Below are 21,180 nucleotides of genomic sequence, written 5' to 3'. Positions count from 1 at the left end.
CCACCCATCGGATGCGGGATAACAAGCTTCATACAGTATTCGTCGACTGTATGCAATGTACGACGAGAGCGCTCCAACCCCCTATGAAGGGACAGGACTTCGCCATGCCCGACGACACTCAGGACGTGATCTCCGGCGGTCACCTCGTCGCCAAAGCCCTGAAAGCCGAGGGGGTCGACCGCATCTACACCTTGTGCGGCGGCCACATCATCGACATCTACGACGGCTGCGTCGACGAGGGCATCGAGGTCGTCGACGTCCGTCACGAGCAGGTCGCCGCCCACGCCGCCGACGGCTACGCACGCATCACCGGCAAGCCCGGCTGCGCGGTGGTCACCGCCGGTCCCGGAACGACCGACGCCGTGACCGGTGTCGCCAACGCCTTCCGCGCGGAGTCCCCAATGCTGCTGATCGGCGGCCAGGGGGCCCTCACCCAGCACAAGATGGGGTCCCTCCAGGACCTCCCGCACGTCGACATGATGACGCCGATCACCAAGTTCGCGGCGGCCGTGCCGGACACGGCGCGGGCGGCGGACATGGTCTCCATGGCGTTCCGCGAGTGCTACCACGGCGCGCCCGGGCCCTCCTTCCTGGAGATCCCGCGCGACGTGCTCGACGCCAAGGTGCCGGTGGAGAAAGCGCGTGTGCCGAAGGCCGGTGCCTATCGAGCCTCGACACGCTCGGCCGGCGACCCCGAGGCGATCGAGAAGCTCGCCGACCTGCTCGTGCACGCCGAGAAGCCGGCCATCCTGCTCGGCAGCCAGGTGTGGACGACCCGCGGCACCGAAGCGGCCATCGAGCTGGTCCGCACGCTGAACATCCCGGCGTACATGAACGGCGCCGGCCGCGGCACCCTGCCGCCCGGCGACCCGCACCACTTCCAGCTCTCCCGCCGGTACGCCTTCTCCGGCGCCGACGTCATCGTCATCGTCGGCACGCCCTTCGACTTCCGCATGGGCTACGGCAAGCGGCTGTCACCGGACGCGACCGTCGTGCAGATCGACCTCGACTACCGGACCGTCGGCAAGAACCGCGACATCGACCTCGGGATCGTCGGCGACGCCGGGCTGGTCCTGAAGTCGGTGACCGAGGCGGCCTCCGGACGCGTCAACGGGGGCGCGTCGAAGCGCAAGGAGTGGCTCGACGAGCTGCGCGCCGCCGAGCAGACGGCCCTCGAGAAGCGGCTGCCGAACCTCAAGTCGGACGCCTCGCCGATCCACCCGTACCGGCTGGTCAGCGAGATCAACGACTTCCTCACCGAGGACTCGATCTACATCGGCGACGGCGGCGACATCGTCACCTTCTCCGGACAGGTCGTGCAGCCCAAGTCACCCGGGCACTGGATGGACCCGGGCCCGCTGGGCACGCTCGGCGTCGGCGTCCCCTTCGTGCTCGCCGCCAAACAGGCGCGGCCCGACAAGGAAGTGGTGGCCCTCTTCGGTGACGGCGCCTTCTCCCTCACCGGCTGGGACTTCGAGACCCTCGTCCGCTACGACCTCCCGTTCGTCGGCATCGTCGGCAACAACTCCTCCATGAACCAGATCCGCTACGGCCAGGCCCAGAAGTACGGCCTGGAGCGCGAGCGGGTCGGCAACACCCTCGGCGACGTCCACTACGACAAGTTCGCGCAGATGCTGGGCGGTTACGGCGAGGAGGTCCGCGACCCCGCCGACATCGGCCCCGCACTCCGGCGCGCCCGTGAGTCGGGCAAGCCGTCGCTGATCAACGTCTGGGTCGACCCGGACGCGTACGCCCCCGGAACCATGAACCAGACGATGTACAAGTGAGGTGACCTCGGCATGACCAAGGCTCTCGAAGGCATCCGCGTCCTCGACATGACGCACGTCCAGTCCGGGCCCTCCGCCACCCAGCTGCTCGCCTGGCTCGGTGCGGACGTGGTCAAACTGGAGGCGCCGACCGGTGACATCACGCGCAAGCAGCTGCGCGACCTCCCGGACGTCGACTCCCTCTACTTCACGATGCTCAACTGCAACAAACGGAGCATCACCCTCAACACCAAGACCGAACGCGGCAAGGAGATCCTCACCGAGCTGATCCGGCGCTCGGACGTCATGGTCGAGAACTTCGGGCCAGGCGCGGTCGACCGTATGGGCTTCACCTGGGACCGCATCCAGGAGATCAATCCGCGGATCGTCTATGCCTCCATCAAGGGGTTCGGGGACGGGCCGTACACCAACTTCAAGGCCTACGAGGTCGTCGCGCAGGCCATGGGCGGGTCGATGTCGACCACGGGTTTCGAGGACGGGCCGCCGCTGGCGACGGGGGCCCAGATCGGTGACTCGGGAACGGGCGTGCACGCCGTGGCGGGGATTCTCGCGGCGCTTTTCCAGCGGGAGAACACCGGGCGCGGTCAGCGGGTCAACGTGGCCATGCAGCACGCTGTACTCAATCTGTGCCGGGTGAAGCTGAGGGATCAGCAACGCCTGGCACAAGGGCCCCTCGCTGAATATCCCAACGACGACTTCGGCGACGAGGTTCCCAGGTCCGGAAACGCGTCCGGCGGCGGTCAGCCCGGCTGGGCCGTCAAGTGCGCGCCGGGCGGCCCGAACGACTACGTGTACGTGATCGTGCAGCCCGTCGGATGGAAGCCGATCACCGAGCTCATCGGCCGGCCCGAACTGGCCGACGACCCCGAGTGGTCGAGCCCCGAGGCCCGGCTGCCCAAGCTCAACAAGATGTTCCAGCTGATCGAGGAGTGGTCCTCGACGCTTCCCAAGTGGGAGGTGCTGGAGAAGCTCAACGCGCACAACATCCCGTGCGGGCCGATCCTGTCCACCAGGGAGATCATCGAGGACCGGTCGCTGGTCGCCAACGAGATGGTCGTGACGGTGCCGCACCCCGAGCGGGGCGAGTTCGTCACCGTCGGCAGCCCGCTCAAGCTCTCCGACTCGCCCGTCGAGGTGAGCAGTTCACCGCTGCTCGGCGAGCACAACGAACAGGTCTACATCGGCGAGCTCGGCCTCGGCGACGAGGAACTGCGCCTGCTCAAGTCGAACGGAGTGATCTGACGTGATGGCCGAAGACCGCCTCCTGAGGGTGCGCACGCTCCTCGACGCCGTGCGGGCCGAGGGACGCACCGCGCTGACCGCACCCGAGGGCAAGGTGATCGCCGACGCGTACGGGATCGCCGTACCCGGCGAGGAGTTGGCGACGGACGTCGAGGAGGCGGTGTCGTACGCGGCACGCTTCGGCGGCCCCGTCGTGATGAAGATCGTCTCCCCGGACATCCTGCACAAGACCGACGCCGGCGGTGTGATCGTCGGCGTCGAGGGCGCCGGCGACGTACGGGCCGCCTTCCACAAGATCATCGAGAACGCCCGCGCCTACGACGCCGATGCGCGCATCGAGGGCGTACAGGTCCAGGAACTCCTCCCCCAGGGTCAGGAGGTCATCGTCGGCGCGGTGACCGACCCGACCTTCGGGAAGGTGGTCGCCTTCGGGCTCGGCGGCGTTCTCGTCGAGGTCCTCAAGGACGTCACCTTCCGCCTCGCGCCCGTCGACGCGGACGAGGCGCTGTCCATGCTGGACTCGATCCGCGCGGCCGAGATCCTGCACGGTGTGCGCGGGGCGCCGGCCGTGGACCGGTGGGCGATCGCCGAGCAGATCCGCCGGGTGTCCCAACTGGTCGCCGACTTCCCGGAGATCGCCGAGGTGGACCTCAACCCGGTGATCGCCACCCCCGAGGGCGCGGTCGCGGCGGACATCCGGGTCATCCTCGCCGAGTCGCAGCCGGCGCCCCGGCGGACGTACACGCGCGACGAGATCCTCACCTCCATGCGCCGCCTGATGCAGCCCTCCTCGGTCGCCGTGATCGGCGCCTCCAACGAGCAGGGCAAGATCGGCAACTCGGTGATGCGCAACCTCATCGACGGCGGCTTCTCCGGAGAGATCCATCCGGTGAATCCCAAGGCCGATGACATTCTGGGCCGCAAGGCGTACAAGAGTGTCACGGACGTTCCCGGTGAGGTGGATGTGGCGGTCTTCGCGATTCCCGCCAAGTTCGTGGCCTCGGCGCTGGAGGAGGTGGGACGCAAGAAGATCCCCAACGCCGTCCTCATTCCCTCCGGGTTCGCGGAGACCGGCGAGCACGCACTCCAGGCCGAGATCGTGGCGATCGCCGAACGGCACGGCGTCCGGCTGCTCGGGCCGAACATCTACGGCTACTACTCGACCTGGCAGGACCTGTGCGCCACGTTCTGCACGCCGTACGACGTCAAGGGCGGGGTGGCGCTGACCTCGCAGTCCGGCGGCATCGGGATGGCCATCCTGGGGTTCGCACGCACCACCAAGACGGGTGTGTCGGCGATCGTCGGCCTCGGCAACAAGTCGGACCTGGACGAGGACGACCTGCTGACGTGGTTCGGCGAGGACCCGCACACCGAGTGCATCGCGATGCACCTGGAGGACCTCAAGGACGGACGCGCCTTCGTGCGGGCCGCGCGGGCGACCGTACCGAAGAAGCCGGTCGTGGTCCTCAAGGCGGGGCGTACGGCGGCCGGTGCGAAGGCGGCCGGTTCGCACACCGGGGCGCTCGCGGGCGACGACGCCGTGTACGACGACATCCTCAAGCAGGCCGGTGTCATCCGGGCGCCCGGGCTGAACGAAATGCTGGAGTACGCGCGCGGGTTGCCGGTGCTTCCGGCTCCCCAGGGGGACAACATCGTGATCATCACCGGGGCCGGCGGCAGCGGTGTGCTGCTGTCGGACGCGGTGACCGACAACGGGCTGTCCCTGATGGAGATCCCGCCGGACCTGGACGAGGCCTTCCGGAAATTCATCCCGCCCTTCGGGGCCGCGGGCAACCCGGTGGACATCACGGGGGGCGAGCCGCCGTCGACGTACGAGGCGACGATCCGGCTCGGGCTGGAGGATCCGCGCATCCACGCGCTGGTCCTGGGCTACTGGCACACGATCGTCACTCCCCCGATGGTCTTCGCGGAGCTCACCGCGCGCGTGGTGGCCGACTTCCGGGAGCGCGGCATTCACAAGCCCGTCGTCGCGTCGCTCGCGGGTGACGTCGAGGTCGAGGAGGCCTGCCAGTACCTGTACGAGCGGGGGGTCGTGGCGTACCCGTACACGACCGAGAAGCCCGTGGCCGTGCTCGGCGCCAAGTACCGGTGGGCGCGGGCGGCCGGCCTGTTGGGGGGCGGTTCATGAGGTGAGGGAGCAGGGGCCGGCCGACGGTGCGCGTCGGCCGGCCCCGGGACCCGCGCGCGCACGAAAGGCATTGGACAGGGGGCGCTGGCCAGAACTTTCGAACGCTAGGGGTGCAATCAACTGTGACTACCACCGACGTTTCACGGGTCACCGCCTATCGGGAGGTGACCGACAAGAACGGACGCGTCTACCGCATCGGCGAGTCCGACATCGACATCATGGGTCGCAAGCGCAAGTGGATGGTGATCCTGCCCTGGATCGGCATGATGGGCATCTCCTCCGCCGAGTACGCGTTCGCGTCCGCCGAGGACACCCTGCACGAGGCGCACGCATGGTCCAGCACCAGCATCTATTGGATGCTGACCGTCTGGGTCTTCTTCCAGGCCGCAGTCGCCTTCCCGGCGGGAAAGCTCCGTGAGTCCGGAAAGCTGCCTGCTCGCTGGGCGATGGTGCTCGGCGCCGCCGGTACCTTCATCGGCTACCTGTCGCTGGCCTTCGCACCGCACGTCATGCTGGCCGTCATCGGCTTCGGCGTGTTCAGCGGTATGGGCGCGGGCATGGTGTACGCGACCTGCGTCAACATGGTCGGCAAGTGGTATCCGGAGCGCAAGGGTGGCAAGACCGGATTCGTGAACGGCGGGTTCGCCTACGGTTCGGTGCCGTTCGTCTTCCTCTTCCACGGCTACATGGACGTGACCAACTACCAGTGGGTGCTGGTCACGGCGGGGCTCTTCCTCGCTGGAGCCGTGGCGTACGCCGGCTTCTTCTTCAAGGACCCGCCGAAGAACTGGTGGCCGGCGGCTATCGACCCGCTCAACCCGCCGAAGGACCCGCGTGCGGCCCGCTCGCTGCAGAAGAACCCGCCGGCGGTCGAGCAGATGTCGCCCAAGGAGGCATGGAAGACCGGCCGTGTCGCGGTGATGTGGGTCTGTCTCGCCTTCACCTCGGGCGTCAACATCTTCGGTATCTCGTTCCAGGTCGACATCGGCGAGTCCGCCGGCTTCGCGGCAGGGATCGTGGCGACGGCCATGTCCTTGAAGGCCATCGTCAACGGCACCGGCCGCGGAGTCATCGGCTGGCTCTCCGACCGGTACGGACGTAAGGAATGCCTGCTCTTCGTCTGTATCGTCCTGGGGGCCTCGCAGTTCGGCATCATCTGGTCGGCCGACATGAAGAACCTGCCGCTGTTCCTGATCTTCTCCGCGATCTCCGGCTTCGGTGGCGGCGCGATCTTCCCGATGTTCGCGGCGATGACTGCCGACTACTTCGGTGAGAACAACAACGCCTCCAACTACGGAATGGTTTACAGCTCCAAGCTCGTCTCCGGCCTGGGCGCCGGAATGGGCTCCGTCGCAGTGACGGCCTGGGGGCTCAATGGCGCCTTCACGCTGGCCGGCGCCCTTTCCTTCGCAGCGTTCTTCATTGCCCTGTTCCTCAAGGCGCCCGGACGCGACTACAGGGGGCGTCTCATCACCAAGCCCAACCCGCACCCGCTCGGCGAGGAGATGGCGTGACATGACGGTTGACCCCGTCGCATCGAACAACCCCGCACAACCCGGCGCCGCGAACCGTCCCTACCGTGAAGTGACCGACGCCCACGGCCGCGTCTACCGTGTCGGCGAGACCGACCGGGACATCCTGGGTCACTCCCGCAAGCTCATGGTGTATCTGCCGTGGATCGCCATGATGGCCATCAGCGTCTTCGAGTACGCGTACGGCTCGGCGGAGGACACCCTGTCCCACGCCCACGGCTGGACGCAGAGCAACACCTTCTGGATCCTCAGCGTGTGGGTCTTCTTCCAGGCCGGCATCGCCTTCCCGGCGGGCTGGCTGCGGGAGAAGGGCATCCTCACGGCCCGCAGGGCGATGTACATCGGCTCCTTCATGTGCCTCGCCGGTTTCCTCGCCCTGTCCCATCTGGGCAACGTCTGGCTCGCGATTCTCGGCTTCGGTGTCGTCGGCGGAGTCGGCGCCGGACTGGTCTACGCGACCTGCATCAACATGGTCGGCAAGTGGTTCCCCGAGCGACGGGGCGCAAGGACCGGCTTCGTCAACGGCGGGTTCGCGTACGGGTCGCTGCCGTTCATCTTCATCTTCAACTACGGCTTCGACACGGCGAACTACCACCGGGTGCTCGACCTCATCGGCTGCTACATCGTGGTCGTGGTGTTCGGGTGCGCGTTCTTCTTCAAGGACCCGCCGAAGAACTGGTGGCCCGCGGACGTGGACCCGCTGACGTTCTCCGGCGACCGGAGGAACGCCGCCGGGCTCGCCAAGAACCCTCCCGCGGTGAAGCAGTACACACCGAAGGAGGCGATCAGGACGGGGATGCTGCCCCTGATGTGGATCTCCGTCGTGATGACCGCGGGCGTGTCGATCTTCGGTATCTCGTTCCAGGTCGACTTCGCCAAGGAGGTCGGCTTCGGGCCGCTGGTCGCCGCGTCCTCGATGGGGGTCATGGCGGTCATCAACGGCATCGGACGCGGCGTGGTGGGCTGGCTGTCCGACAGATGGGGCCGCAAGTCCACCCTGGTGTTCGTCATCGTCGTCCTGGGCCTCGCCCAGTTCGGCGTGATCTGGGCCGGTGACGTGCGGAGCGAGGCGCTGTTCCTGTTCTTCGCCTTCCTCTCCGGCTTCGGCGGCGGCGCCTTCTACCCGCTGTTCGCGGCGCTCACCCCGGACTACTTCGGGGAGAACTACAACGCCACCAACTACGGCCTGGTGTACAGCGGCAAGCTGGTCAGCGGTCTGTTCGGCGGCGGCCTGGGCTCCATGGTGGTGGCGGCCTGGGGATACAACGGCGCGTACGCCCTCGCCGGCGGCGTGTCGATGGTGGCGGCGGCGCTTGCGCTGCTGCTGCGGCAGCCGGGAAGGGACAGCCCGGCTGCGACCGCGCACTGAAGACGGCGCGCGGACGAGGAGGCCCCTCCCCCGGACCTCGGGAGGGGCCTCCTCGTGTGTGAGTGTGCCGTTCAGCACTTCTCACGCAGTGAGTGCAGGTGCGCACTGGACCGGCGGGCGAACGTGAAGGACTCGGTCGGGTTGTCGTGTTCTGCCTGCCAGTGGTGGGCCAGCCGGTGGCCGCGCAGACGGGTCACGGCGGAGATGAACCGCTGGTAGTCGATGTCGCCGTCACCGACGTCGGTCATGCGGTAGCCGTACGTGTTCGACGGGTCGCTCTCGCCGTCCTTCACATGGAACAGCGGGTAGCGGTCCGGCTGCTTGAGTACGTAGTCGAGGGGCTCGAAGGGAGCGGGCGTGCCGTCGACCCGCTTGGAGAAACGGAACTGGCCCGAGTACGCCCAGAAGATGTCCATCTCCAGGTACACGAGTTTCGGGTCGGTCTCGGCGAGCAGCACGTCGTAGAGGCGGACGTTCGGCTTGTCGGTGGCGAAGGAGAACTCCTCGGAGTGGTTGTGCTGGTAGAACTTCATGCCGCGCGCCCTCGCCGCCGCGCCGTAGGTGTTGAACTCCTCGGCGGCGCGCTTCCACGCATCGACGGTCGAGCCGTAGCGGAACGGGTTCGACGCGGTGCCGATGTGCTTGAGGCCGAGGGCCTGGGCGTCGTCGAGGACCTTGGTGAGGTTCTGCGCGAAGGTGTAGGCGTTGGGGTCGCTGGAGTAGTAGCCGACGTGGCTGCCGATCGGGTTCAGGCCGTGGTTCCTCGCCAGCCGCTTGAGCTGGGCGAGCGTGATCGGGCCCGCCGAACCCTGGGTGTATCCGGCGAACTCGACCTCGTCGTAGCCGTACTTCTCCAGTTCGGCGAAGACGGCGGCGAAACCGAGGGTGGAGACCTTGTCGCGGAGGCTGTAGAGCTGGATGCCCAGGCGGCCGGGGGGCAGGACGGGACGGCCGCGGCGCTGGGCGTCGGCCGTCCCGTCGGTCGCGGCGACGGCGGGGGTGGAGGCGGCGCCGAGCAGGGCGGCGGCGGTGGCACCGGCGGCCACGCCGAGCATGCCTCGTCTGCTCAGGCGGTGGGCCAGTTCGGGGTCGTGCGCCTTGCTGGATCTGGCGGTGCGAGGTGTGCGGCTCATCTGGAACTCCTCGTGGTGGGAGGGCGTTGTCAGTGGTGAGTGCTTCACTTGTGACCAGTCGGACCTGATGGGTTCACCCGTCAGCTGAGACCGGCTAGTTGGAGCAGCAGTGACTTCACATCGGTGGCCGCGACGCGGTCGCCGACAGCGCGGGGGGTGGAGCAGATGAAGAGCGGACCGTCGTCGTCGCTCGCCGGGATGCGGCCGTGGCTGCCGCGAATAGGTGAGGGATCCAGGGGCACGACCGCCATGCGGTAGCGCATGCCGAGCTTCTTGCGGGCCAGGGCGGTGGCCGCCTTGACCTTCACATAGGGGTCGAGCGGGTCCATGAAGAGCTCGACCGGGTCGTAGCCGGGTTTGCGGTGGATCTCGACCAGCTGCGCGAAGTCGGGCGCGCGGTCGTCGTCGAGCCAGTAGTAGTACGTGAACCAGGCATCCGGCTCCGCCACGGCGACGAGCTCGCCGGAGCGCGGATGGTCGAGATGGTGGGCCTTCTTGCCCTCGTCGTCGAGGAGTTGCTCGATGCCGGGCAGATCGTGCAGCGCCTGCCGGACGGCCTCCAGGTCTTCGGGTCGGCGTACGTAGACATGGGCGATCTGGTGGTCCGCGACCGCGAAGGCCCGTGAGGCCATGGGGTCGAGGTACTCCATGCCGTCCTGCGTGTGGACTTCGAGCAGGCCGGCGCGGCGCAGTGCGCGGTTGATGTCGACCGGGCGGCTCACGCGGGTGATGCCGTACTCGGACAGGGCGACGACGGTACGGCCTTCGGCGCGGGCGTCGGCCAGGAGCGGGGCCAGGGCCGCGTCCAGGTCGCCGGCCGCCTTGAGGGAGCGTGGGTCGTCGGGGCCGAAGCGCTGCAGGTCGTAGTCGAGGTGAGGGAGGTAGCAGAGCGTCAGGTCGGGGTGCCTGGTGCGCATGATGTGGCGGGTCGCGTCGATGATCCAGCGGCTGGAGACCAGGTCCGCGCCGGGTCCCCAGAAGTGGAAGAGGGGGAAGGTGCCGAGTTTCTCGGTGAGTTCGTCGTGCAGGGCCGGGGGCCGGGTATAGCAGTCGGGTTCCTTGCGGCCGTCGGCGTAGTAGACCGGACGGGGGGTGACGGTGATGTCGGTGTCGGCGCCCATGGCGTACCACCAGCAGATATTGGCGACCGTGTAGCCGGGGTGCGCGCGGCGGGCGGCGTCCCAGAGTTTGTCCCCGGCAACCAGGCCGTTGTGCTGCCGCCACAGCAGGACGTCGCCGAGTTCGCGGAAGTACCAGCCGTTGCCGACGATGCCGTGCTCGGACGGGTGGGTGCCGGTGAGGAACGTGGACTGGGCGGCGCAGGTGACGGCCGGCAGGACGGTGCCGAGCGGTGCGCGGGAGCCGGACTGGGCGAGCGTCTTGAGGTGGGGCATGTGGTCCAGCAGGCGGGGGGTGAGACCGACGACGTCGAGGACGAGGAGAGGAGTGGGCCCTTCGGATCGGGTCATGGCAGTTCCTTCAGGCCGAGGTCCGTCAACAGATCGCGGGCGAGGGTGAGTTCGGCGGCGATGCCGTCGGCGAGCTGGGTCCGGCCGCGGGGCCGCAGCTCGGGCGGGAGGGCCTGCCAGGTGTATGTCTCGACCTCGAGGTGGCTGGTGAGCGGGTGCGGGCCGCCCACCAGGCGGGTCAGCACGGACTTGAGCACGGGGAGCGTGGAGGTGAGGGGCGCGGCGGGGGCCGCGTGCAGCGGGACGTGGAAGTGGGCGCGCCAGGGAGCGGCGTCGGGGAGGGAGTCGCCGTTGAGGGCTTCGCCGAGGTCGTCGGTGCCGCGCAGGCCGGCGGCGGTGGCCGTGCGGGTCTGGTGCAGGAAGCGGGGTTCGTCGAAGGCGGCGAGGGCCGTACGGACTTCGGGGAGATGGGGGTGTTCGGCGTGCAGGGCGGCGGAGAGCTGGGACTTGACGACGGGGACGCGGGCTTCCGTGAGCGCGTCCAGGGCGGTGTGCGGGTCTTCGAAGGAGGTGGCGAGGTGGCAGGTGTCGACGCAGATGCCGATGCGGTCGTGGGCGATCGCGGTCAGCGGGGCGAGGGCGTCGGCGGTGGTCTCGACGACGCAGCCGGGTTCCGGTTCCAGGCCGATGCGGATGGAGCGGCCGGTCAACTCGTGGAGGGCGTCGAGGCGTTCGGCGAGCGTGAGCAGGGCGGTGCGGGCTGTCGCGGTGCGCTCCTCGGTGGCGGCGGTGCGCCAGGCCAGGGGCAGGGTGGAGATGGTGCCCTCGGTGACGTCGTCGGGGAGCAGCGCGGCGAGGACGCGGGCCAGGGCAAAGGTGTGGTCGAGACGTTCCGGGTCGGCCCAGTCCGGCTTGTAGACGCGGTACTTGACCTCTTCGGCGCCGAATCCTTCATAGGGGAAGCCGTTGAGGGTGACGACTTCGAGGCCGCGGCGGTCGAGTTCGGTGCGCAGTCCGCGCAGGGCGGAGGGGTCGGTGACGAGAGCGTGAGCGGCGTCCTTGGCGAGCCAGAGGCCGATGCCGAGGCGGTCGCGGTGGAGGCGGCGGCGCACGGGTTCGCAGTGGTCGCGGAGTTGCGCGAGGACGCCGTCGAGGGTTTCGGCGGGGTGGACGTTGGTGCAGTAGGCGAGGTGGACGGTGGAGCCGTCGGGGTGGCGGAAGCGCATCGCTCACTCCCCGCCGCGCAGGATGGAGTTGCCCTCGTGGGTGGCGTCGGTGGCGGCGACGTCGAGGACGAGTCGTCCGCTGAGGCCGTAGAAGGCGACGGGGTTGCGCCACAGCACCCGGTCGACGTCGTCCTCCGTGAAGCCCTCGGCCAGCATCAGGTCGGCGACCTTGCGGGTCTTCAGGGGGTCGCTGCGGCCCCAGTCGGCGGCGGAGTTCACCAGCACCTGCTCGGGGCCGTACTGCTGGAGGATCGCCACCATCCGCTGCTCGTCCATCTTGGTCTCGGGATAGACGGAGAAGCCCAGCCAGCAGCCGCTGTCCTTGGCCTCCTTGACGGTGGTCTCGTTGAGGTGGTCGACCAGGACGCGCTCCGGGGGCAGCGCGGACTCCCGGACGACGTCGAGGGTGCGGCGCAGGCCGGCGAGCTTGTCGCGGTGGGGGGTGTGCACCAGCGCGGGCAGTTCGTGGTCGGCGGCGAGCTGGAGCTGGGCGGCGAGCGCGGTGTCCTCGGCGGGGGTCATGGAGTCGTAGCCGATCTCACCGACGGCCACGACCTGGTCCTTGACGAGATAGCGGGGCAGTTCGTCGAGGACGGGGAGGCAGCGCGGGTCGTTCGCCTCCTTGGGGTTGAGGGCGAGCGTGCAGTGGTGGGCGATGCCGTACTGGGCCGCGCGGAAGGGTTCCCAGCCGAGGAGGGAGTCGAAGTAGTCGAGGAAGGTGGCGGGAGAGGTGCGGGGCTGGCCGAGCCAGAAGGAGGGTTCGACGACGGCGCGGACGCCGGCCGCGTGCATGGCCTGGTAGTCGTCGGTGGTCCGTGACGTCATGTGGATGTGGGGGTCGAAGATGCGCATCAGGACTCCTTGCCGTGGGGGTCGGCAGCTGAGTGCCGTGGGGGTCCGGGCTCGGTCAGGGCCAGGACGCGGTGCAGGTCCTCCGGTACGGGACGGCCCGCGGCGCTGCGTTCGGCCGCGTAGTCGCCGAGCATGCGGGCGAGTTCGGCGTCGGCGTGGGCGCGGCGTTCCAGGTCGGCCACCTCGTCGATCGGCACGCCGGTGAACAGGCACTTCAGGACCGCGTGCCGCCAGTGGTGGGGGGTGAGGTGCCGGGCGGCGTACGGGCCGACGGCCGCGGCGAGGAGGCTGGTGTCGTTGGTGCGCAGGGCGTCCTCGACGAGCGGGAGGGCGGCCGGGCCCGGCACGAGGTGGGGCAGGGCGTGCAGGACGGCTCGGCGTTCGGCGGCGGTGCCCTGGGAGTAGACCCGGGTGAGGGCGTCGGTGTCGGCGTGGGCCGCGTGCAGGATCAGAACGCGGGCGGCGTCGGCGTGGTCGGCTCCGCAGCGGCGGCCGGCCTCGGCGAGGCGCAGCTCCCACACGGAGATGGGGCCGTGTGTGCCGGGATGGGCGGCGGCCTCGTCGAGAGCCTGGTCCAGCCAGGCCCGGGCGGCACCGGCGAGACGGGTCGTGAGGTGACGGTGCAGCTCGTCCAGCGGGGTCAGGGCGAGTGCGGTGCCGCCTGGAGTGCCGGCCGCTGGGGGCTCCGGCGCGGCGTGCGGTTGCGTCATGGGGTGCTCCCTTCAGGGGTGGCGGAGGGCTCGCCGTGGGGTGGTGCGACGGGCGGGGTGTGCTGGGCGGCGGCGTGCTGGAGGAAGGGAAGGGAGAGTTCGGCGTGGTGCGGGCCCGCGTGGGAGTGGCGGGGCAGTTCGACGACGGTCAGGCCCTGGTAGCCGGTGGCGGCGAGGGCGGCGAGTACCGGCGGGAAGTCGATGTCGCCGTCTCCGAAAGGGAGGTGTTCATGGATGCCGCGGCGCATGTCCTCGATCTGGACGTGCCGCAGCCAGGGGGCGGCGGCACGTACACAGTCGGCGGGCGGCAGGGGTTCCAGGCACTGGCAGTGGCCGATGTCCAGGGTCAGGCCCAGGTGCTCGGCGTCGCCGAAGGCCTCCCGGAGACGGTGGAAGTCGGCGAGGGTGGCGAGGAGGTGACCCGGTTCGGGTTCGACGGCGAGCGGGACGTCGTTGTCGGTGGCGGCATCCAGAACCGGTTCGAGCGACTCGGCCAGCCGCTTCCACGCCGTGTCCGTGTCCGTTCCGGCCGGGGTGATTCCGCTGAAACAGTGGACCGCGTGCGCGCCGAGGTCCGCGGCGACCCGGACGGCCCGGATCAGCAGGTCGACCCGGCGCGCCCGATCCGCCGGATCGGCGTCCAGCAGAGAAGGGCCGTGCTTGCGACGCGGGTCGAGCACATAGCGGGCACCGGTCTCCACGGTGACCTCCAGCCCGAGCGCGTCCAGCCGCTGCGCGACCCGGCGAGTGCGGGCGGCGAGGTCGGGCGCCATCGGGTCGAGATGCATGTGATCGAGGGTCAGCCCGACTCCGTCGTAGCCGAGGTCGGCGAGCAGGGCGAGGGCGTCGTCGAGACGGAGGTCGGCGAGTCCGTTGGTTCCGTAGCCGAAACGGAGGGGGTTGGGGTCAGGGTTCGGGGTGGTTGCTGGGGCGGCTTGTGCGAGGCGGGCGTCGGCGTTGGATACCGGGGTGCTCTGCTCGCGGCGTGCCTCACGGGCGCCGCGGGACGCGGCAGATGCCATGGCGGCTCGCGCCGGGTCGGGCTCGCCTCCGATGTGGGCCCGGTCGGATGCCGGAATGCTCTGCGGGAGCCGAACCCCTGGGCCGCGACGGGCCTGCGCGGATGCCGGGTCGGCTTGTGCGAGGACTGCCTTGTCGTCACCCCAGGTGGGGGCCGATGCGCGGGTGTGCTGGGGAAGGCGAGGTTCCGGGGTCATGTGATGGTCACCTTCCTTGCGAACCTGCGGGCGAGTGGGGCCAGGGCGGCGGTCAGCAGGGCGGTGACGGGGGCGCCGGAGCGGGCGGCGAGGGTGGCTTGGAGAGGGATCATCGCGCGGATGCCGCCGGCGACGGCGCGTTGGGTGAGCGGGGGTGACGGGTTGAGCGTGGCGTGGAAGTAGGGGCGGACCGCGGTTGCCGCGTAGGCCGTGGCAAGGGCTGTGGGAAGGGGGTTCGGGGTGGCCGGGGGCGGCAGGGCTTGGCTCGACCTGGCGGCGGGGTTCGTGGTGGCCGACAGACCGAGGACGGCTGCGGTCACTTGATCCGGGGGCCGCCGGAACGGGGTGCGGCTGGCGCTGGCTGGGGATTCCGTCGGCGGCTCCGCGGAGGCGTGCCTCGGGCTCGGGCGGGTCAGCAGCCGTGACAGCACCGCGGTTGTGGCCAGTGCCGCCAAGGGGGCCAAGGGTGAACCGCCCCGCGTCTCCTGGCGGGAGACGGTCGTGACCGCGAGGGTGTGTGCGCCGAGGACGGCGGCGGACGGGAGGGCGTCGCGGGTGCGGCCGGCGGTCGCCGCGGCGCCGAGGAGGACGTCCAGGCCGCGGGCCAGGGCCATGGTGGGCGGGCCTGCGGGGGTGTGCTTCGCGGCGAGGTCGTAGGCCCAGACGGTCGCCGCAAGAGGCACCGCGACCGCGAGGGCGGGGCGGCCGGCGCGGGCGGCCAGGGTGAGGCCCCCGGCGGTGAAGGCGCAGGCTGCCGTGAGGGCTGCGGTGGGGTGGATGCGGCCGGAGGGGAGGGGGCGGTGCGGGCGTTCCACGGCGTCCTCGTCCTTGTCCGCCCAGTCGTTGAGGGCCATGCCGGCCTCGTAGAGAAGGAGGGAGGAGCCGATGGCGAGCAGAGTGCGGCGGTTGGGGTGCACCCCGGTTGCGGCGGCGCCTGCCAGGGCATCGCCGGGCACCGTGAACAGGGCCGGGAGACGTAGGAGTTCGGCCCAGGCGCGGGCCCGGCTCGGGGCGGCAGTACGGGCGTGGACCTGACGCGGGGTCAGGTCGATTTCGGCACCAACCCGGCGCGCGGCCTCACCAGTACCGGTATCGCCCTGGCCCACGGTCTCGACACCACCGGCATCGACACCGCCCGGACCGTCCCCCCGGCCTGCTCGATCCCCCATCCCCCCGTCACCCACGACACGCAGCCAAGCCCTCGCGCCCTCACGGCCCCCACTCACCGCTCCTCCCCGGCCCCGGTCCCGGCCACCGAACCGTCCCTCGGCTCCCCCGCGGTCGCAGCCCTCGAGCCGTCCCCCAACTCCCCCGCCTTCAGCCGCACCCCGAACTCCCGCAGCACCGCGTACTGCTCCCCAAGGGCCGAAGGCCCCTCCCCCACCGGGTCCTTGAAGAAGAAGCCGAGTTCCGACAGTGGGCCGGACAGGCCTGTCTCGTGGGCGCGGGCGGCCAGCCGGGCGAGGTCCAGTACGAGGGGGGCCGCGAGGGACGAGTCGCAGCCCTGCCAGATGGTCTGGAGGACCATCCGCGTGCCGAGGAAGCCGTCGAAGGCGATGTGGTCCCAGGCGGTCTTCCAGTCGCCGAGGGCGGGGACGTCGTCGATGTGGACCTCGCCCTCGGGGACGGTGCCGAGGGTGTCCGCCAGCACGCGTTCCTTGCCGGCGTTCTTCGCCGCCGCGGCGCCGGGATCCGCGAGGGCGGCGCCGTCACCGCCGCCCAGCAGGTTCGTGCCGGACCAGGCCCGGACGGCGAGGGCGCGCTGCGCGAACATCGGGCCCAGCGCCGAACGCAGCAGCGTCTGGCCGGTCTTGCCGTCACGGCCCGCGTACGGCAGACCGCTCGCCTCGGCCAGGGCGGCGAGGGAGGGGTGGTGCAGGCCGGTCGACGGGGTGAAGTTGACGTACGGGCAGCCCGCGCGCAGGGCGGCCGCCGCGTACAGGGAACTCGGTGGCAGGGAGGCGCCGGTGGCCGGGGGTTCCGTGGAGGCGACGTTCACCACCACCGCGCGCTCCAGCCCACACCGTCGTACGAAATCCTGGATGTCCGCGGCGAAGGCGGCGATCAGGTCGTCCTCGTCCCGGGTGTCGCCGGGGGCCGGGCCGCCGGGCCTGACCTCCCGGTCCGCCGCGGTCAGTTCGGAGGCGATCGCCGCGGGGAGGCCGGGTGGGAGGACGCCGCCCGCCGCGAGGGCCTCGGCGCGTTTCGGCAGGGGGCAGTCGACCGTGTCGTGGCCGCCGAAGACGAGGGAGGACAGGGGTGGCAGACCGCAGTCCGTGAAGTCGGGGGTCTCGGTGACCATTCCGGTGGGCGGATGCAGGCCCGCCGTGACGGCGGCGCACCCCGCGACGACGGTCGTGGCCACGGAGCCGCGGGCTCCGATCAGCCATACCCCCACACGAGGCGGTCGAGGAAGTGACGCGGACATGGGCAGCCTCCTTGTCGTACGCGAACACCGGACGCCAACGAACACCGTGCGTGAACGCCGTGCGCAAGCACCGCGTGCGAGCGCCGTGCGCGAGCACCGTGCGCGAGCACCGTGCGCGAACACCATGCACAAGCCGTCGTCCGGGAACGCACAAGTGGGAGACGGCGAGCGGGAGTCCGGCGTCCCCCGCCCGCCGTCGTTCAGTTGCCCGGAGCGGCCGAGGTCTTCGACCCCTTCGCGGGCAGTTCCTTGATCCGGATGTCGCGGAAGGACACCTGGTCGTCGGCTCCGTGGTTCTGGATGCCGACATGTCCGTCGCGCAGGCTCCGGACCGGATCGCTGTTGGTGAAGTCGTTGATCCGGACGCCGTTGAGCCACACGCGGAGGCGCTCGCCCTCCACGCGGATCTCGTACGTGTTCCACTCCCCCGGCGGGTTCAGCGCGCGGTCGCGCTGGGCCAGGTCGGCGGACTGGAAGCCGTAGACGGACCCGGTCGTCTTCTCCGGTACGTCCGTGGCGTCGATCTGGATCTCATAGCCGTTGTTGACAGCCGACCACGGGTCGTCCGAGGGCGGAAATCCCACGAATACCCCAGAATTGTCGTCTCCGTCCACCTTCCAGTCGAGCTTCAGTGAGTACGCTCCGAGGCCCTTGGAGGCGTACCAGAGCATGCCGAGGCCGCCGGTCGTCGTGAGCGTGCCGTCGTCGTTCAGGTCGAACGAACCCGGGCCCGCCTGCTTCCAGTCGGCCAGTGAGGCGGACGTGCCGTCGAAGATCGGGCGATACCCGTTCTCCGGACGGCAGTCGGCCTGGGCGTCGCCGGCGGTCCAGCGCAGCCCACCCAACAGGTGCTGCCGGAAGGCGGGTTCGGCGAAGGACTCCTTGGTGTGGCCGCCGCCCGTGTAGAAGGAGCGGCCGCCCTGGTACTGCTGGCACCAGGCGATCGGGTGGTCGCCGTCCATCGTGCCGCCCGTGTACGAGGACTCGTCCAGCGAGGCCAGGACATGGGCCCGGTCCCGGGGATTGGAGCGGTAGTTGTACCACTCGTCCGTCCGGTCCCAGTTGGTGTTCAGACCCGCGGTCGCGGGGTGCGCGTGGTCCTCGACGTGCACCGTCGCGCGCTGGATCGCCGGGTGCGACTCGAAATACGCACCGGCGAGGCCGCCGTAGAACGCCCAGTCGTACTCGGTGTCGGCGGCGGCGTGGACGCCCATATAGCCGCCGCCCTGCCGGATGTAGCCCTCGAAGGCGCGCTGTTGCTTGCCGTTGAGGACGTCCCCGGTCGTCGAGAGGAAGACCACGGCGTCGTAGCGCCGCAGGTTTGACGCTGTGAAGGCGCCCGCGTCCTCGGTCGCGTCGACGGTGTAGTCGCTCGACGCGCCGAGTTCCTTGAGGGCTGCCACGCCCTCGGGGATGGAGTCATGGCGGAAGCCCGCGGTCTTGGAGAAGACCAGCACCCGCCCGGCGTCCGCGTCGGGGTCCGACGCGGCCGGCCCCGAGACGCAGCCGAGGACCAGTGCCGCGCCCACCACCGCGGTTGCCATTCGGCTGATTGATCGCATCACGTCTCCTCTCAGCCCGTGGTGAAGGTGAAGTCGTCCACCTCGTACAGGGCGCCGGTGCCACTGCCCTTGAAGACCAGGTAGAGCGTGGTCGTCCCGCGTGGTGCGCCCTTCAGGGACGTGCTGACGTCCTGGTAGGTCTCCCAGCCGCCCGTCACCGGTACGGTCGCGGTGCCGAGTACGCGTCCCTTGGGTGAGCCCGCGCGGATCTCGAGCTTGCCGCCCGTCCCGGCGGAGGCGACCCGTGCCGTGATCTTCTTGGCGTTGCTCAGGACGTAGGGCTCGAAGGAGATCCAGTCGCCGTTGTTGACGTCGCCGACGGTCTCGCCGCCGTGCGCGGTGGCACGTGTCTGCACCTTGGCTCCCGAGGCCTTCCCGAAGTGCTCGGCCTGGCGGTGCTTGGGCTGGACGACGGACTGGTCGTGGCTGGTGAGCGCCTCCTGGCCGCCGCCACCGCCGTCGGTGTACTCCGCGTCGAAGACGCCGAAGATGTTCGCGTCCTCGTCATGGCCGCCGTCGGCGCTTGTCTGGATGGTGCCGGTGCAGCCGTTCGCCGAGGTCACCGGGTGACCATGGCTGTCGTGGCCGAGGACGAAGGTGACCTTGACCTTGGCGCAGTCGATGGTCCCGTCCTCCGGATCGGTGACCTTCACCTTGAACGGCACGGCGTCCCCGAAGCTGAACAGCTGCCCGTCCTTCGGGAGTTCCAGGGTCACCTTCGGCGCGGTGTTGCCCACCACGACCTGCACGCTCGCGCTGCCGCTCCGGCCGCTCGCGTCCTTCGCGGTCAGCGTCGCCGTGTACGTCCCGTTCTTCTTGTACGTGTGTGAGGGGCTCGCGGCCGTCGACGTACGCCCGTCGCCGAAGTCCCAGCTGTACGTGAGCGCGTCGCCGTCCTGGTCGCTCGTGCCCTCGGACGAGAACCGCACCTTCAGCGGCGCCTGACCGGACGTCACGGAAGCGGACGCCTGCGCCACCGGGGAGTGGCCGTCGGTCGCGTTCTCGATGCGGTACAGGGCGGAGTGCTCGTCGCCGCCGAACCAGGAGACGCCGTAGTCGAGGACGTACAGCGCGCCGTCCGGGCCGAACTCCATGTCCATGACCTGGGTGCCGGTCCACGGGATGTCGTTGATCGCCTGGACCGTGCCGTCGGCGTCCGAGGTGATGCGCTTGATCCAGCGGCGGCCGAACTCGCCCGCGAAGAAGTCACCGTCGTACGCCTCGGGGAACTTGACCGGCGAGTCGAGGTTCGGGTCGTAGTGGTAGACCGGGCCGCCCATCGGGGACTCCGAGCCGTCACCGAACTCGGGGACGGACGGGCCGTCGTACGGGATCCAGGCGGCCTGGGCCGGGGGAAGGTCGGTCAGGCCGGTGTTGTTCGGCGAGGTGTTCTTGGGGGCGGCGCAGTCGAATGCCGCACCGGAGGCGCCGGTTGCGAAGTCGTAGTCCACGTAGGCGTCGTTGTCACCGGTGCAGTACGGCCAGCCGAAGTTGCCGGGCTCGGTGATGCGGGCGAACTCGACCTGGCCCCCGGGGCCACGGGCGGGGTCGGCGGCTCCGGCGTCGGGGCCGTACTCACCCACGTACAGAATCCCCGTCTCCTTGTCGACGCTGAAGCGGAACGGGTTGCGCAGGCCCATCGCGTAGATCTCGGGCCGCGTCTTGTCCGTGCCGGGTGCGAAGAGGTTGCCGTCGGGGATGGCGTACGAGCCGTCGGCGTTGACCTTGATGCGCAGGATCTTGCCGCGCAGGTCGTTGGTGTTGCCGGCCGTGCGCTGGGCGTCGAAGGCCGGGTTGCGGTTGGACCGCTCGTCGATGGGGGTGAAGCCGTCCGACTGGAACGGGTTGGAGTCGTCACCGGTCGACAGGTACAGGTTCCCCGCCGCGTCGAAGTCGATGTCGCCGCCGACGTGGCAGCAGATGCCGCGCGTGGCCGGGACGTCGAGGATCTTCGTCTCGCTGGCCTTGTCGAGGGTGCCGTCCGTCTTCAGCACGAAGCGGGAGAGGCGGTTGACACCGTCGAAGGGGGCGAAGTCGGCGGCGGTGCCGGTCTCGGGGGCGTCGCCCGCCGGGGTGTTCAGCGGGGGCGCGTAGTAGAGGTAGATGAACCGGTTGTCGGCGAATCCCGGGTCGACGCCTACGCCTTGGAGGCCTTCCTCGTCGTGCGAGTAGACGTCGAGCTTGCCGGCGAGCTTGGTGGTGCCCGCCGCGTCGGTGAGGCGGAGTTCGCCGTCGCGGGAGGTGTGCAGGACCGAGCGGTCCGGGAGGACGGCGAGCGACATGGGCTCGCCGGTCTCCGGCTCGCCCTTGGCGAGCGTGACCTGCTGGAAGTCCTCGGCGGCCACCGAGGGTTCGGCGCTGGCGGGGGGCGCTACGAGGGTGAGGGACGCGCCCGCCAGCAGCGTCCCGCTGAGCAGGGCGACGGCCTTACGGAAGGACAGGCGGCGTCGTCTGTGGGTCTCGTTTCTGTCGGTGCTGGTGGTGCGGTCGTTCGCGTGCACGGGTGCCTCCAGAATGGGGCTGGTTGTCCATGCGGGTGCCTTGCGCCGGGGTGCGCCGTCACC

General features: G+C 70.0%; 15 protein-coding genes. 5 read left to right on the top strand and 10 right to left on the bottom strand.

Annotation, left to right across the window (positions count from 1 at the left end; all coding sequences use genetic code 11):
* Positions 1–104 precede the first annotated feature (104 nt).
* From AB0I98_RS35065 to AB0I98_RS35045, 5 genes are all read left to right on the top strand, one after another.
* Positions 105–1,787 carry a thiamine pyrophosphate-binding protein gene (locus AB0I98_RS35065; protein WP_362948990.1) on the top strand — a complete coding sequence of 561 codons (1,683 nt, stop codon included), beginning with the start codon at positions 105–107 and terminating at the stop codon, positions 1,785–1,787.
* A gap of 12 nt (positions 1,788–1,799) precedes the next feature.
* Entirely contained in the window at positions 1,800–3,029 is a 1,230-nt protein-coding gene (gene frc / locus AB0I98_RS35060) for a formyl-CoA transferase (RefSeq protein ID WP_362948989.1), read from the top strand.
* A 4-nt stretch (positions 3,030–3,033) separates the two neighbouring features.
* Entirely contained in the window at positions 3,034–5,178 is a 2,145-nt protein-coding gene (locus AB0I98_RS35055) for an acetate--CoA ligase family protein (protein ID WP_362948987.1), read from the top strand.
* A gap of 122 nt (positions 5,179–5,300) precedes the next feature.
* A complete protein-coding gene (locus AB0I98_RS35050; RefSeq protein ID WP_362948985.1) occupies positions 5,301–6,692 on the top strand; it encodes an OFA family MFS transporter in 1,392 nt (463 codons plus the stop codon).
* Between the two features lies 1 nt (position 6,693).
* Entirely contained in the window at positions 6,694–8,079 is a 1,386-nt protein-coding gene (locus AB0I98_RS35045) for an OFA family MFS transporter (protein WP_362948984.1), read from the top strand.
* A 71-nt stretch (positions 8,080–8,150) separates the two neighbouring features.
* Here the strand turns inward: AB0I98_RS35045 and AB0I98_RS35040 are convergent, their stop codons facing one another.
* The 10 genes from AB0I98_RS35040 to AB0I98_RS34995 all read right to left on the bottom strand — a co-directional run bounded on the left by AB0I98_RS35040 (position 8,151) and on the right by AB0I98_RS34995 (position 21,117).
* Positions 8,151–9,212 carry a sugar phosphate isomerase/epimerase gene (locus tag AB0I98_RS35040; RefSeq protein WP_362948982.1) on the bottom strand — a complete coding sequence of 354 codons (1,062 nt, stop codon included), beginning with the start codon at positions 9,210–9,212 and terminating at the stop codon, positions 8,151–8,153.
* 80 nt (positions 9,213–9,292) lie between these two features.
* Entirely contained in the window at positions 9,293–10,681 is a 1,389-nt protein-coding gene (locus AB0I98_RS35035; protein ID WP_362948981.1) for a nucleotide pyrophosphatase/phosphodiesterase family protein, read from the bottom strand.
* The gene (gene eboE, locus AB0I98_RS35030; RefSeq protein ID WP_362948980.1) at positions 10,678–11,847 is read right to left on the bottom strand and encodes a metabolite traffic protein EboE; all 1,170 of its coding nucleotides are present in this window, start codon (positions 11,845–11,847) and stop codon (positions 10,678–10,680) included. Before eboE ends, AB0I98_RS35035 begins: the two co-directional genes overlap by 4 nt.
* A gap of 3 nt (positions 11,848–11,850) precedes the next feature.
* Positions 11,851–12,699 carry a TatD family hydrolase gene (locus tag AB0I98_RS35025; RefSeq protein WP_362948978.1) on the bottom strand — a complete coding sequence of 283 codons (849 nt, stop codon included), beginning with the start codon at positions 12,697–12,699 and terminating at the stop codon, positions 11,851–11,853.
* On the bottom strand, positions 12,699–13,409 hold the full coding sequence (locus tag AB0I98_RS35020; protein ID WP_362948977.1) for an EboA domain-containing protein: 711 nt from the start codon (positions 13,407–13,409) through the stop codon (positions 12,699–12,701). The genes AB0I98_RS35025 and AB0I98_RS35020 overlap by 1 nt, the downstream gene beginning before the upstream one ends.
* Positions 13,406–14,245: a sugar phosphate isomerase/epimerase family protein gene (locus tag AB0I98_RS35015; RefSeq protein WP_362949050.1), complete on the bottom strand. Its 840-nt coding sequence runs from the start codon at positions 14,243–14,245 to the stop codon at positions 13,406–13,408. Before AB0I98_RS35015 ends, AB0I98_RS35020 begins: the two co-directional genes overlap by 4 nt.
* A 377-nt stretch (positions 14,246–14,622) precedes the next feature.
* Positions 14,623–15,795: an SCO3242 family prenyltransferase gene (locus tag AB0I98_RS35010; RefSeq protein ID WP_362948975.1), complete on the bottom strand. Its 1,173-nt coding sequence runs from the start codon at positions 15,793–15,795 to the stop codon at positions 14,623–14,625.
* A gap of 53 nt (positions 15,796–15,848) precedes the next feature.
* The gene (locus AB0I98_RS35005; protein ID WP_362948974.1) at positions 15,849–17,054 is read right to left on the bottom strand and encodes an inositol-3-phosphate synthase; all 1,206 of its coding nucleotides are present in this window, start codon (positions 17,052–17,054) and stop codon (positions 15,849–15,851) included.
* 200 nt (positions 17,055–17,254) lie between these two features.
* On the bottom strand, positions 17,255–18,616 hold the full coding sequence (locus AB0I98_RS35000; RefSeq protein ID WP_362948973.1) for a ThuA domain-containing protein: 1,362 nt from the start codon (positions 18,614–18,616) through the stop codon (positions 17,255–17,257).
* Between the two features lie 11 nt (positions 18,617–18,627).
* Entirely contained in the window at positions 18,628–21,117 is a 2,490-nt protein-coding gene (locus tag AB0I98_RS34995) for a PQQ-dependent sugar dehydrogenase (protein ID WP_362948971.1), read from the bottom strand.
* Positions 21,118–21,180: the final 63 nt, after the last annotated feature.

Origin of the sequence: Streptomyces sp. NPDC050211 (genome assembly GCF_040656035.1) — a bacterium.
Lineage (GTDB): Bacteria > Actinomycetota > Actinomycetes > Streptomycetales > Streptomycetaceae > Streptomyces.
Note: the sequence above shows the minus strand (reverse complement) of the source record. Positions and strands in the feature narration are given on the sequence as shown.

Bases quoted from the DNA above. Each gene is read 5' to 3' on its own strand.
- AB0I98_RS35035 (WP_362948981.1), bottom strand. From the start codon at position 10,681: ATGACCCGATCCGAAGGGCCCACTCCTCTCCTCGTCCTCGACGTCGTC.
- AB0I98_RS35025 (WP_362948978.1), bottom strand. From the start codon at position 12,699: ATGCGCATCTTCGACCCCCACATCCACATGACGTCACGGACCACCGAC.
- AB0I98_RS35055 (WP_362948987.1), top strand. From the start codon at position 3,034: ATGGCCGAAGACCGCCTCCTGAGGGTGCGCACGCTCCTCGACGCCGTG.
- AB0I98_RS35005 (WP_362948974.1), bottom strand. From the start codon at position 17,054: ATGTCCGCGTCACTTCCTCGACCGCCTCGTGTGGGGGTATGGCTGATC.
- AB0I98_RS35010 (WP_362948975.1), bottom strand. From the start codon at position 15,795: ATGGGGGATCGAGCAGGCCGGGGGGACGGTCCGGGCGGTGTCGATGCC.
- eboE (WP_362948980.1), bottom strand. From the start codon at position 11,847: ATGCGCTTCCGCCACCCCGACGGCTCCACCGTCCACCTCGCCTACTGC.
- AB0I98_RS35065 (WP_362948990.1), top strand. From the start codon at position 105: ATGCCCGACGACACTCAGGACGTGATCTCCGGCGGTCACCTCGTCGCC.
- AB0I98_RS35000 (WP_362948973.1), bottom strand. From the start codon at position 18,616: ATGCGATCAATCAGCCGAATGGCAACCGCGGTGGTGGGCGCGGCACTG.
- frc (WP_362948989.1), top strand. From the start codon at position 1,800: ATGACCAAGGCTCTCGAAGGCATCCGCGTCCTCGACATGACGCACGTC.
- AB0I98_RS35040 (WP_362948982.1), bottom strand. From the start codon at position 9,212: ATGAGCCGCACACCTCGCACCGCCAGATCCAGCAAGGCGCACGACCCC.
- AB0I98_RS35020 (WP_362948977.1), bottom strand. From the start codon at position 13,409: ATGACGCAACCGCACGCCGCGCCGGAGCCCCCAGCGGCCGGCACTCCA.
- AB0I98_RS35045 (WP_362948984.1), top strand. From the start codon at position 6,694: ATGACGGTTGACCCCGTCGCATCGAACAACCCCGCACAACCCGGCGCC.